This window comes from Sporacetigenium mesophilum DSM 16796 (assembly GCF_059569055.1).
This window is the reverse complement of record NZ_JCANUR010000020.1, coordinates 11032-25268: the sequence shown is the minus strand read 5'-3', so window position 1 is coordinate 25268 and position 14237 is coordinate 11032. Positions and strand designations below refer to the sequence as shown.

Annotated in this window: 12 protein-coding genes; all 12 read left to right on the top strand. The window is 29.7% G+C overall.

Going from position 1 to position 14237, the window contains the following annotated elements; all coding sequences use genetic code 11:
* Window positions 1-26: 26 nt before the first annotated feature.
* Window positions 27-713 carry an alpha/beta hydrolase gene (locus BS62_RS13245; protein ID WP_496491759.1) on the top strand — a complete coding sequence of 229 codons (687 nt, stop codon included), beginning with the start codon at window positions 27-29 and terminating at the stop codon, window positions 711-713.
* Between the two features lie 166 nt (window positions 714-879).
* The gene (locus tag BS62_RS13240) at window positions 880-1953 is read left to right on the top strand and encodes a uroporphyrinogen decarboxylase family protein (protein ID WP_496491758.1); all 1074 of its coding nucleotides are present in this window, start codon (window positions 880-882) and stop codon (window positions 1951-1953) included.
* A gap of 19 nt (window positions 1954-1972) precedes the next feature.
* Window positions 1973-2647 (top strand): corrinoid protein, encoded by a 675-nt coding sequence (locus tag BS62_RS13235; RefSeq protein WP_496491757.1) that lies wholly within the window; start codon window positions 1973-1975, stop codon window positions 2645-2647.
* Window positions 2647-3666, top strand: coding sequence for a methylcobamide:CoM methyltransferase MtbA (locus BS62_RS13230; RefSeq protein ID WP_496491756.1), 1020 nt, complete (start codon window positions 2647-2649; stop codon window positions 3664-3666). Before BS62_RS13235 ends, BS62_RS13230 begins: the two co-directional genes overlap by 1 nt.
* 11 nt (window positions 3667-3677) lie before the next feature.
* Window positions 3678-4586, top strand: a complete 909-nt coding sequence (locus BS62_RS13225) for a CobW family GTP-binding protein (protein ID WP_496491755.1) — start codon at window positions 3678-3680, stop codon at window positions 4584-4586.
* A 200-nt stretch (window positions 4587-4786) separates the two neighbouring features.
* Window positions 4787-5500, top strand: coding sequence for a CPBP family intramembrane glutamic endopeptidase (locus tag BS62_RS13220; RefSeq protein ID WP_496491754.1), 714 nt, complete (start codon window positions 4787-4789; stop codon window positions 5498-5500).
* Window positions 5501-5734: 234 nt separating this feature from the next.
* A complete protein-coding gene (locus tag BS62_RS13215) occupies window positions 5735-6481 on the top strand; it encodes a DUF438 domain-containing protein (protein ID WP_496491753.1) in 747 nt (248 codons plus the stop codon).
* Between the two features lie 414 nt (window positions 6482-6895).
* The gene (locus BS62_RS13210; RefSeq protein ID WP_496491752.1) at window positions 6896-8095 is read left to right on the top strand and encodes a dicarboxylate/amino acid:cation symporter; all 1200 of its coding nucleotides are present in this window, start codon (window positions 6896-6898) and stop codon (window positions 8093-8095) included.
* 165 nt (window positions 8096-8260) lie between these two features.
* Window positions 8261-9181: a DMT family transporter gene (locus BS62_RS13205; RefSeq protein ID WP_496491751.1), complete on the top strand. Its 921-nt coding sequence runs from the start codon at window positions 8261-8263 to the stop codon at window positions 9179-9181.
* 190 nt (window positions 9182-9371) lie between these two features.
* Window positions 9372-10583: an NAD(P)-dependent oxidoreductase gene (locus BS62_RS13200; protein WP_496491750.1), complete on the top strand. Its 1212-nt coding sequence runs from the start codon at window positions 9372-9374 to the stop codon at window positions 10581-10583.
* A gap of 95 nt (window positions 10584-10678) precedes the next feature.
* Window positions 10679-11380 (top strand): Crp/Fnr family transcriptional regulator, encoded by a 702-nt coding sequence (locus BS62_RS13195; RefSeq protein ID WP_496491749.1) that lies wholly within the window; start codon window positions 10679-10681, stop codon window positions 11378-11380.
* A 149-nt stretch (window positions 11381-11529) separates the two neighbouring features.
* Window positions 11530-14175, top strand: coding sequence for a calcium-translocating P-type ATPase, PMCA-type (locus BS62_RS13190; protein WP_496491748.1), 2646 nt, complete (start codon window positions 11530-11532; stop codon window positions 14173-14175).
* The last annotated feature ends 62 nt before the right edge of the window (window positions 14176-14237 follow it).

Below are 14237 nucleotides of genomic sequence, written 5' to 3'. Positions count from 1 at the left end.
TAAAAACTATATGAAGGAATAATAATATGAAAAATAATAAAGGATTCTTAATAGTTCATGGATTTGGAGGGCATTTATTTGAAATTGAATATCTAAAAAACTATTTAGAAAATAAGGGATACTATATAGAAAGTCCTATACTCAAAGGCCATACAGGAATAAGAAAAGATCTAGGAAAAGCAGATTATAATGACTGGATAAATTCAGCTGAAGAAGGACTAATCAAATTGAAAGAAAGATGTGATGATATATTTTTAATAGGTTTTTCTATGGGAGGGCTTATTTGTATTAACTTAGCTTTAAAGTATAACATTAAAGGTTTGGTCACAATAAACTCGCCAATATATTACTGGGATATAAAAAAGATATTATCAAATATAGTAAGTGATATAAAAAATAAAAAGCCTAATAATATAAAAAGATATATAGACTCAAGTTTGAAATTTCCTGTATTATCTCTTATAAATTTTAGGGTATTACTTTATAAAACTAAGCAGTTAGTTAAAAATATTAAATGTCCTATATTGGTTATACAAGCTATGGATGACGATACTGTTAAAAATACCAGTGGAAAATATATATATGACAATGTATGCGGAAATATAAAAGATATAAGATATTTTGAAGAAGGTGGCCATGTAATTTTATGCAGTAATACATGTGAAGCTGTATCAAAGGAGATACATAATTTTATAAATAAATTAATAATTTAATTTTTAAGCCGTTCTTTTATTTAATACCAAAAGAACGGCTTTTATCTGTTATAAATAAAACTAATACATAACTAAGTAACTATTGATTTTTCCAATTAGTCGCATATTGCATAATGATGTAAAATATTGAATAAGAGTGGATATAATTGAAAAAGGAGTGTTACTTGTGGCATACATAATTAAAAAAGATGAAATGACTCCAAAGGAAAGAATGGAGGCTTTTGCAAGTGGAAAAGAAATAGATAGAATTCCATGTTCTCCATTTCTAGGAGAAAGTGTTGCACCTATATTTGGACACACAATATATGAATATAATAATTCGGTAGAGGCTCTTGTTAACGTAGCTGTAGGAAGTTATGAAAAGTTTCGCCCTGATAGTGTAGGATTTGGACCGGGACTTCAAGGTATACCAGAGGCAATGGGAAGTAAACTTACAATTACAACAAACAGTACTCCATACATTAGCGCCCCTGCAATAAATGATTATAGTGAAATAGATAAGCTGAGACCAATAGATCCATATAAAGATGGAAGAATACATTATTTTTTAGAAGCACTTAAAATAACTAATGAAAAGTTAAGCCCTGTAATAGGGGTAGGAACAACTATGGGAGGGCCTTTTACTACTGCTTCTTTCTTAAGAGGAACTGATAACTTTTTAAGAGACTTAAATAGAGATCCTGAAATGGCTCACAAACTTTTAGAAATTGCTACACAAAGTGTTATAAATTATATAGATGCAGCTTGCGATATAGGGTTAGCTCCAGGAATCGCAGAACCAAATGCGTCTTCTACCATGATAAGCGAAAAGAACTTTGTAGAGTTCGCTAAACCATACCTAAAAAGATGTATGGATAGAATAATAAAAAGAACTGGTGGAGGAACTACACTTCATATATGTGGGAAGACAAAAAAGATATGGGGGCATATGGTTGATGTAGGAATAGCAAACTTAAGTTTAGATAATGTAGATGACATAGGAGAACTTAAAAAAGCTTATGGAGATAAAGTACGTTTAATAGGAAACGTAGACCCTGTTGATACAATAATGAGAGGGTCAATAGAAGATATATACGAAGCAGCAAGAGTGTGTATATCAAAGGCTTATGATAGTCCAAAGGGATTTATATTAAGTACAGGATGTGATGTACCTATTGGAACAGATCCAAATAAAATAATAGCCCTTATGGATGCTGCAAGAATATACGGCACGTACCCTATTAATATAAATGAATTATAGAAACTTAAGGAGGATAAACATGAATAATTTAAAGGAAAAATTATTAAAAGAACTATCAGAATGTGTTTTAGAAATGGAAGACGACAGAGTAGAAGAAGTTGCTATAGATTACATAAATAACGGGTTTGATGCGTATGAAGGAATATCTAATGGGCTAGCAGATGGTATGGAAAAAGCAGGAAAATTATATGAAGAAGAAGAGTATTTTATTCCAGAGCTTTTAGTATGTTCAGATGCTATGTATGCAGGAATAGATGTATTAAAGCCACATCTAAAAATTGATTCAGAGAAGGAAGTTTATAAGGCAGTTGTAGGTGTTGTGGAAGGAGATACTCACGATATAGGCAAGAACTTATTTAAGATTATGTTAGAAACTTCAGGTTTTGAAGTATATGACTTAGGTAGAGACGTGCCTCCAGTTGATTTTGTAAATAAAGCAAAAGAAGTAGGGGCAAATCTTATAGGGTTATCTACTCTTATGACAACTACAATGGAAAACATGGAAGCTGTTGTTAATATATTAAAAAGTGAAAATATTAAAGATGAAATAGCGGTAATGGTAGGTGGAGGACCAATATCTCAAAGTTTCGCAGATAAAATAGGAGCAGACGGGTATGCCTCAGAAGCATCAAAGGGAGTAAAACTTGCAAAGGACTTAGTTGAAAAAATAAAATTATCTAAGGAAGTGATTTAATGTTTACTCCAAAAGAAAGATTGTACAAAGTATTAAAAGGGGAAAAAGTAGATCGCCCACCATGCATATGTCCTGGTGGAATGATGAACATGATAATAGAAGATGTTATGGACATTGTAGATGTTAAGTGGCCAGATGCACATACAAATCCTTTAATGATGGCAAAGTTAACACATGGAATATATGAAAATGGAGGATTTGAAAACTTTGGTGTTCCATTTTGTATGACTGTAGAAGCTGAGGCTATGGGAGCAGGAGTAAATATGGGTACTAAAACTACTGAACCTAGAGTCACAGAATATCCAATTGAAACTGTAGAAGATTGGAATAAATTAAAATACATAGATACAACTGAAGGAAGAGTTAAGGTTGTTTTAGATTCAATAAAAATATTAAAAGAAAACAACAATGATGTGCCTATAATAGCCAACTTAACTGGCCCTATAAGTTTAGCATCATCATTAATGGAACCTATGATTTTTTACAAACAATTAAGAAAGAAAAATGAAGAGTCTCATGAATTTATGAAATTCGTTACAGAAAATCTTATATCATTTGGAAAAGCACAGTTAGATGCAGGAGCTGATGTTTTAACTATTTCTGATCCAAGTGGGACAGGTGAAATATTAGGTTCAAAATCATTTAGGGAATTTGCTACTCCATATTTAAATATGATTATTGATAGCTTAAAGGACCATGCACCTGGTGGTACTATAATACATATATGTGGGAAGCTAAAGACCATATACGATGATTTAAATGCTTTAAATAGCGATGCAATTAGCTTCGATTCTATAACTAGTGCTAGACATGTAGTAGAAAATGTTCATAATAAGGTAATCATGGGAAATGTAAGTACATTTGCATTAGAAAATAACAAAGACAATATTAAGTCCATATCAAACTCATGTTTAGACAGTGGAGTACATATATTATCTCCTGCTTGTGGAATAGGCCCAAAAACTAAACTAGAAAATATACAAATCTTAGTTGATTGTGCTAAGAATTATAAGAAATAGTGGTGACATTAATGATAAAAGTAGACATAATTTCAGGTTTTTTAGGCTCAGGAAAAACAACATTAATAAGAAAGCTATTAAAGTCATACAGCGATGAAAAAGTAATTATAATAGAAAATGAGTTTGGAGAAATAGGAATAGATGGAGAAATTATAAAAGGTGATGGATATGAAGTAATAGAACTTCAAAATGGTTGTATATGTTGTAGTATAAAATTGAATTTTACAGATACAATTTCCAATATAATTGAAGACTTAAATCCAGAACGTATTATAATTGAACCAACAGGAATAGGTATGTTAAGTGAAATAATAGAAATAATGAATAAGCCTTACTTAAAAGAAAAATGTGCTATTACTTCGTTAGTTACTGTTGTTGACAGTGTTAATTACTTTGATTATATAGATAGTTTTGGATATTTCTTTGAGGATCAAATTGTAAATGCTTCAACATTAATATTAAGCAAGACTCAACATATTGATGACAAAGAAATAAATGATATAATAAGTTCTTTAAGAGAATTAAATCCTAAGGCCTATATAATAAGTGAAGACTGGGATAACTTATCTCCAAATCAAATAATAAAATTGCTTCAAGGAAATATACTTGCTGATTTAGAACATGCTTATAATATAAAAAGTATTTTTAAAACAACTCCAAATATAAGCAGTATATCAATAAAGACACCTAACATATACACTAAGAAGGAAATAGAGAATATACTAAACTCTCTTAGTGAAGGAAAAGATGGAATAATACTAAGAGCTAAAGGTTTTTTAAAAAGTAATGATGGTAATTTAGAATTTAATTATACAAATGGTCATTACACTATAAATAAAAGTGAAATCCAAGATTGCGGAAAGCTTTGTGTTATAGGTAGTAATTTAAATAAAGATAATATAAGACTTGTCTTTCAATAGTTTATAAAATGCCGTACTGTAAAAGTACGGTATTTTAATTTTCAACCGATAAATTTGAGCAAGGTCCCATCTAGTCGTTGGCGACATGAGGGTCGCGAATTTTTGTTTTGTAACATATTTTATTCTGGTATAATATATAGAAATATAAATATATTTTGAATATATGTAATTTAACTTTTATAGTTGAAAGGAATAGAATTATGACAAAAACAAATTTGTTATTCAATAATAATGATATTAATCTAAGGTTAGGAAAAAAACAAGTTTCTTGGTTAATAATAGCATATCTTGTATTTCCTCAGATTTTGTACTTAGTATATTTTATAATTATTGATCTTATATTAGGTATGAATATCCCGGATGTTCTTTCTTACGGAATAGACACTGTAGTTACACTCATTACAATGTCTATTATGTTATTTATAATGAGAAAGCATATACCAAAAATACTAGAGGGATTTAAAGACATTAAAATATACACATTGGCATTAAAGCTATATTTTGTAATAATGATATTTAATATTATAATGGGGTTATTTATTACTGAACAAGGGGCCAACCAAGAGGCCATCAATAATATGGTAAAAGAATCTCCTTATACTCAATTTATTGCAGTAGTAGTATTTGCTCCTATTATGGAAGAAATTATATTTAGATTTGTTATATTTAGAAGTATATTGCATAAAAACAAAATATTAGCATATGTAGTATCATCATTAATATTTGGAAGTGTACACCTAATAATGAGTGTTTATCAAGGTTCATTAGGTCAAGATATTATATTACTTCCGGTATATACTATGCTAGGTGCGGTTTTTGCATATGCTTATGATTCTACAGGTAAACTATCAGCTCCAATAATAGCCCATATGCTAAATAATTTAGTAGCATTTTTACCTATGATATTATTATAAATTAAGATACTTATTTAAGACTGTGTTATTTTTAGCATGGTCTTTTTTTATGTAACGTAGGATACGTCTTTTTTATGTTTATTTTATTATAATTTGATTATAGAAAAAAACAAAACATTAATAAAAATAAATTTACAAAGTTTGATTACAATCACAGAATCATAAGTAAATTATTTATATAATAAAATCATCGAATTAAAATAAATTAAAATATAAAAATAAGGGGTGTTTTACATGAACAAAATAGATAAATTAGCAGCAATATTAAAAAAGTTAAACGTTGAAGGTGCAACTGAAGAAAATAGAAAAGTAGCACTAGAACTAGTATCTGACATAAATCCATTAGAATTATCAATGGCTGAACAAAAACTTATAGAAGAAGGTATGAAGCCAGAAGATTTGAGACATTTATGTGATATACACATGGAAGTATTAAAAGATGAGCTTGAAAAACTTAGAGCTCAAGTTGAAGAAGGTCATGTTCTTCATACATTAATAATTGAACATGATGAAATATTAAAATTCTTATCAGAATTAGATGAATTAAATTTAGATATTCAAAAAATGGATTCATACAAAGAAGATCCTATATTCAATAGATTAGGAGAGTTAGCAGAAGGATTACTAGGGGCAGAACCACATCACAAGAGAGAAGAAGATGTATTGTTTATAGCAATGGAAAATAGACAAATAACAGGCCCTACTAGAATAATGAGAATGGAACACGATGATTTAAGAATAAGAAAACATACAATAAAAGAATTAGCAGAAAAAGTAGCAGAAATGGACTTTGCTGAATTTAAAGAAAGATTAGATGAAGCAGCTAAATATGTAGTATTCCACTTAAGAGATCACATATTTAAAGAAAATTATATACTTTACCCAACAGCTATGGAATCAATAACTGACAAAGAAGCATGGGCAAAAATGAAAGATGACTGTGATAAGGTTGGATACTGTACATTTACTCCAAATAAATAAGTTATACCTAGAGGTGCAAAATAAAATCTTGCACCTCTTTTGTTATTAATTTTTTTACTTATCTAGTTGAATATCCAAATAATCTAACTATAGTGCAAAATTAGTAGATGATGGATTGATAATCAATCAGACCTCTGATGATGATGGTATAGATTTATGTAAGATGTTAGGTGAACAATTAGCTAATTTTTAAGTAACCTTAAAACAATATTAAGGAATGTTTGAAAGAATTAATATGAATTTTTTAAAAAAAATGAAACTTGAAAAAAGTTAATATTATTAAGTAATAGCTATATATTTTTAAAATATATAGCTATTTTTAGTGTAAAATATAAAAAAACATAGAAAAACAAAGGAATTAAGAAAATATTGTCGAAGAATATAAAAGACAAAATTAATAAGGTGGTGTAGTGTTTGAAATTAACAACAAAAATCATTCTTGGGTTAGGAATAGGTGTTGCTGTAGGTTTATTACTAACAAATAATCCCGATATAGCAACTACTTATATTCAGCCTATAGGGACTCTATTTATCAATATGATTAAAATGATAATAGTACCCTTAGTATTATCATCTCTTATTGTTGGGGCATCTAGCATAGGTGATATCAAAGCTCTTGGTAGAATAGGTGGAAAGACATTTATCTACTATCTTTTAACAACAGGGATTGCTGTAGCGATAGGACTTTCAATGGGAACATTATTTCAACCAGGATCGGGCTTAAGTATACCGGCAGAGGCTGAGGCAGTTGCACAAGAGGCTCCAAGTATAATAACAACATTATTAAACATGGTACCTAGTAATCCGCTACAAGGATTAGTAGAAGGTAATATGCTTCAAATTATTATTTTTGCACTTTTCCTTGGCATTGGAGCTACAACTCTTCCAGATGACAAAGGAAAACCTTTTATTAGTTTTTTTGATAGTTTAGCAGAGACAATGTATAATATAACCTCTTTTATAATGGAACTAGCACCTTATGGAATATTTGGACTTATAGTACCAGTTGTTGCAACAAACGGAATATCTGTGTTATTACCATTAATAAAGGTTATTATGGCTGTATATATAGGAGGATTAATACACTCTGTTATAGTATATAGCTCTGCTGTAAAGGTTTTTGGAAAAATAAGTCCTATTAAATTCTTTAAAGGTGTTATGCCAGCAGCACTTACAGCTTTTAGTACTACAAGTAGTTCAGGAACTTTACCTGTAAGTATAAAATGCGTGAAAGAAAATCTAGGGGTTTCAGACAAAATTGCAAGTTTTGTACTTCCTCTTGGAGCTACAATAAATATGGATGGAACAGCAATTTATCAAGGTGTATGTGCACTATTTATTGCCCAAGTTTATGGAATTGATCTTACAGCGGCTCAATACTCAACTATTATTCTTACAGCTACTTTGGCTTCTATAGGTACTGCTGGAGTTCCAGGAGCGGGTCTTATAATGCTTTCGTTAGTATTACAGTCAGTGGGACTTCCATTAGAAGGAATAGCACTTATCGCCGGTATTGATAGAATACTTGATATGGCAAGAACAACTGTAAATGTTGTAGGTGATACATCAGCAGCAATCGTTGTAGCAGCTACTGAAAATGAAATAAATGGTTAAGTGATAAATCATCAGAAGTATAGTTTTGGTAACTGTTGAAAATAAAATAAAAATATAATTTAAAAGGCCTGTTCTTGAATTTAAAGAACAGGCCTTTTAAATTATATGGTATAAAGTATGGATGAAATAAAGTATTTAGTATATATTTATAATAGAGGTGATTTTTTGAAAATAACAGATAAAAAGAAAATATTATTTGCAGATGTAGCACTACTTATTGTTACAATAATATGGGGTAGCGGTTATATAGCTACTAAAAATACACTTGACCATATTCCTCCGCTGTATTTATCTGCAATGCGATTTTGGATAGCATTTTTTATAGTCGGAATAATATCTACAAAAAAATTAAAAAACATCAAGTTAAAAAATATAAAAGGGGCAGCAATTGTGGGGCTTATTCTTTATATAGCATTTGCTACTCAAACAATAGGGATGCAGTATACAAGTGTAGGAAAAACTGCTTTTTTAACAGGCACAAATGTTGTAATGGTTCCTTTTATTTACTGGGCAATATTTAAAGAAAAACCGGATAAGTTTTCGTTTATTGCAGTTATAATTTGTTTTGTAGGAATTGCAATATTAACTTTAAATGAAAAATTAGGTTCAATAGGTATAGGTGAAGGTCTAACACTTTTATGTGCATTCTTTTACGCGTGTCATATAGTTTTAACAGGATATTATTCTAAAAGAATTGACATAATGATACTAACAGTAGTTCAGTTTGGAGTAGTAGCTTTATTATGTTCATTTACAGCTATAATATATGAAAAACTACCAGCAAGTATCCCTACTAGTAGTTGGATGTCTATTTTTTATATGGGAGTTTTTGCTACTTGTATTGCTTTTTTCCTTCAAACACTAGCTCAAAAATACACATACTCCACCCATGCAGCTATAATAATAAGTATGGAAGCTGTATTTGGCATAATATTCTCAGTGATTTTTCTCAAAGAAAGTTTAACTGGCAGAATGATTTTAGGTTGTATATCAATATTCCTTGCAATAATAACAGCCGAAACAAGATGGGAATTTATAAATAAAAAGGAAAATCCAAGTGTTGAATTAGATATGGAAGTAGAATAAAACAATAACAACTGGCTAATAATTATTAGTTAGTTGTTATTATTTTATTTATTGTATCATGTATACAAAAAAATTGGTATTTGTGATACTATATAATAGAAATAAGTATTTATATGCGATACTATATGTTATAAAAAATTTATATGCCATATTATATAGTAAGCATAATTATCGTCATAGGAGTGATATTATGTCAAATCATATATTAAATGAAGCACAAAGATGTCTTAAATGTAAAAACCCAAGATGTAAAAAAGCATGTCCTGTAGGTACATCTGTACCAGAGGTTATCGAATTATTTTTAGACGGGAAAATACAAGAAGCAGGTAAAATTTTATTTGAAAACAATCCATTATCTTCAGTTTGTTCACTAGTTTGTCCTCATGAAAAACAATGTGAAGGAAATTGTGTAATGGGAATAAAATCAACTCCTGTTAATATAGGTAATATAGAAAATTATATATCTGATTATTATTTAGATATATTAGATGAAAAGCCAACACAAAAACTAAAGGGAAATATTGGTATAATAGGGTCTGGCCCTGCTGGATTAACTATAGCACTTATTTTGGCATTAAAAGGATATAGTATAACAATATTTGAAGCTCATGATAAAATAGGTGGCGTATTAAGGTATGGGATACCAGAATTTAGACTACCTAAAAGTACACTAGATAGGCTAAAAAATAAACTTATAAATCTAGGAGTTAAAATAAGACCTAATACACGAATAGGTAATGTAATAACAGTTGAAGAATTATTTAGAGATGGCTTTGATGCATTATTTATAGGAACTGGTGTATGGAAACCTAATAAGCTTAATATAAAGGGTGAATCACTAGGCCATGTTCATTATGCTATGGACTACTTAAAAAATCCAGAAGTTTATAGCTTAGGGAATAAAGTATGTGTTATAGGTGCTGGAAATGTTGCTATGGACGTAGCTAGAACAGCTTTGAGAAAAGGGACAAAAGAAAGCTATATAATGTATAGAAAAGGCATGGAAAACATGTCAGCAAGAAAACATGAAATAGATAGTGCAAGAATTGATGGAGTTAAATTTGAACTTTATAAATCACCTGTTGAAATTACAGATGAGGGTGTTGTATACAAAGATACTCAAAATGAAGAAAACCCTAATGGATTATTTGAATGTGATTCGGTAATTATTGCTGTAAGCCAAGGACCAAGATCAAATATAGTATCAACGACAAAGGGTATAGAGTTAAATGAATATGGACTTGTTATTACAGATGAATATGGTAGAACTACAAAAGAAGGAGTATTTGCATCAGGTGATGTAGTTACTGGAGCAAGAACAGTAGTAGAGGCAGTTAAATACTCAAAACAAGTTGCAGAAACTATTCATGAATATGTATCACAAAAACATTCGTCAAAATAAAATGAAACTAGCTCATATGTTACCAGATTATGTAACATATGAGCTAGTTTTAATTTCTAAAACAATGGTATAATATACATGAAGGAGTGAGTTTAATGAATTGTTCATGCGATAGATGTAAAAATAAATTATGTGCAAGTAAAGTTTCTATATTTTCAAATTTAAATGAAGAAGAACTATTAGAAATTATTAAAATGACTGGTCATACAGATTATACTAAAGGTGACACTATATTTTTAGAAGGTAATGAAGCTGACAAGCTATATCTTATAAACGAGGGAAAAATCAAACTTTATAAGTATACAAAAGATGGTAAGCAACAAATACTACATATACTTTCTGAGGGAGAGTTTTTTGGAGAGTTAAATTTATTTAATAAAGGCGAATACCATTTCAATGCAGAAGCTATAACAAAAACCAAGTTGTGTACACTTACAAAGGACAAAATGAAAAATATAATATTAGAAAGACCTGAAATAGGAATTAAAATACTAGAAGTTGTAGGAAATAGATTATCAGAAGTAGAAAATCTTGCACAACATCTAGCGACTAATGATGTTGAATCTAGGCTAGCATATTTAATAATGGATTTAAGAGAAAAATATGGAAAAGAAACTTCAAAAGGTATAGAAATTGAACTTCCAATAAATAGAGAGGATATGTCTAACTATACTGGAGTTGCTAGAGAAACAATAAGTAGAAAACTAAAGAAATTTGAAGAAGAAGGTCTAATAAAACTTATTGGAATTAAGAAAATATTAATAATAGACGAAGAAAGTCTACAAGACTATATATAAAATAGAGCTTATTTAATAAGCTTTATTTTTTTTTGAAAAATAAGTAATAAAATAGAATACTTTATCATATAAATTAGTAAACATTAAAAGGACAAACTATTTGAATTATAGTTATGAACAAAAGATTTTTAAGGGGGAATTTTTATATTATGTGGTATAACAAAAGTGTAAACGAAATCGAAAGAAACTTTAATACAAATATCCAAACTGGACTTAGTAAAGAAGAATATTCAAAAAAGCTAAACGAGTATGGATATAACAAGTTAAAAGAAAAGAAATCAAAAAATATAATACAAAAATTTATAGACCAACTAAAGGATTTTATGGTTATTATATTAATTATTGCTGCTGTAATATCATTCTTTTTAGGTGAAACAACAGACTCAATGATAATTATTGCTATTGTAATTTTAAATGCTACTCTTGGTGTTATACAAGAAAGTAAAGCAGAAAAGTCACTTGAGGCACTAAAAAAACTCTCATCTCCCCATGCAAATGTAATAAGAGCTGGAGTTCAAAGTGTTGTTTCTGTTGAAGAGTTAGTTCCAGGAGATCTTGTATTAATTGAAGCTGGAGATTATATACCTGCAGATGTGAGAATAATAGAATCTGTAAATTTAAAAGTAGAAGAATCGTCACTAACTGGAGAGTCCATACCTGTAGATAAAATATGTAACAAATTAGATGATGAAAATTTACCTTTAGGCGATAAAAAGAATATGGCATTTATGGGAAGCTTGGCAACCTATGGAAGAGGACGTGCCATCGTAGTAGAAACGGCAATGAATACTGAAATAGGAAAAATAGCAGAAATGATTAATACTGCTGAGGAACAACAAACACCATTACAAGTTAAACTTGAAGAGTTAGGCAAAACACTTGGTATTTTAGCATTAGGAATATGTGGAGTAATATTTGTTGTAGGAATGTTAAGAGGTCATGAAATGTTTGAAATGTTTATGACATCTATAAGTTTAGCTGTAGCTGCTATACCAGAGGGGCTTCCATCAATAGTTACAATTGTACTTGCATTAGGAGTACAAAAAATGATAAAAAGAAATGCTATTATAAGAAAGCTTCCAGCAGTAGAAACATTAGGAGCAGCTCGTGTTATATGTTCTGATAAAACAGGAACTTTAACTCAAAATAAAATGACCATAGAAAAAATATATTTTAACAATAGTGTATTACCTATAAAAAATTCAGATTCAATTTCGAAAGAAGAAAAAATACTAATTGAATATGGTGTGCTTTGTAACGGTACAAAAGTACAATATATAAATGGAGATTGGACAAAAATAGGAGATCCAACTGAAGTTTCAATAATAGATTTGGCAATAAAAACAGGACATGATCCAATAGATATAGTGTCAAAGTATGAAAGAGTAGCAGAAATACCTTTTGACTCAGATAGAAAGTTAATGACAACTGTACATGATATTGATGGAAGGTTAGTTTCTATAACAAAAGGAGCTCCTGATATATTAGTAAATAAATGTAGTAGAATTTTATCAAATAATGAACATAAGGATATTAACGATATATATACTAGAATTATAAATGAAGCTAATGACAGTATGGCAAATGATGCACTAAGGGTGTTAGCAATAGGATATAAAGAAATAGATTGTATTCCATGTGATATTTCAGACCTTGAAAAAGATCTAAACTTCTTAGGGTTATATGGCATGATAGATCCACCAAGGGAAGAAGCAAAAGATGCAGTTGCAAAATGTAAAAATGCTGGAATAAAACCTGTAATGATAACTGGAGATCATAAAAACACTGCAATTGCTATAGCGAAACAGCTAGATATACTAAAAGATAAAAAAGAATGTCTTACAGGAATAGAACTAGAAAATATGAGTGATGATGAATTAATAAAAAATGTAAAAAAATACTCTGTATATGCTAGAGTTTCCCCAGAACACAAAGTAAGAATTGTAAAAGCATGGCAATCTAACGGAGAAATAGTTGCTATGACTGGAGATGGTGTAAATGATGCACCGGCACTTAAAACAGCTGATATAGGAGCTGCAATGGGTATTACTGGAACTGAGGTTGCAAAAGGTGCAGCAGATATGGTATTGGCTGATGATAACTTTGCAACTATTGTATCAGCAGTGGAAGAGGGAAGAACTATATTTGCAAACATTAGAAAAAGTATACACTTCTTACTAAGCTGTAATATTGGTGAAATAGCTCTAATTTTTATTACTACCCTTATTGGAATGCCAAGCCCACTTTTACCAATTCATATATTATGGGTAAACTTAGTAACTGACGGATTAACAGCACTTGCATTAGGGGTAGATCCTGCAGAAGCTGATATTATGAATAGGCCACCGAGAAGAGCAAAGGCCTCTGTATTTAGCGATGGGTTAGGATTTAAAATAGGTTATCAAGGATTTATGATAGGTGCTTTAGCATTTAATGCATTTTTACTAGGCCTACCATATGATTATAAAGAAGGATTTGTAAATGGATATCCAATTATAGCTCAAACTATGGCATTTATGACATTGAGTTTTTCTCAACTTGTTCATTCATTTAATACAAGATCAGATAGAACTTCACTATTTGATGTAGGATTTTTTAAGAATAAATATTTAGTAGGAGCAGTTGCTATATCAGCATTATTACAATACAGTGTAATATCTAGTGAATTTACAAGGAATTTATTTAAAATAACTTCTTTAAGATGGCAACACTGGCTAGAAGTAATTATATTATCATTACTTCCTATATTAATTGTTGAATTTGAAAAGAGCTTTAATAAAAAAGAAGATAAATAGACCTAAGTGGCATTATTATAAATTATAATAATGCCACTTTTTAATTTGAGCAAGATCCCATC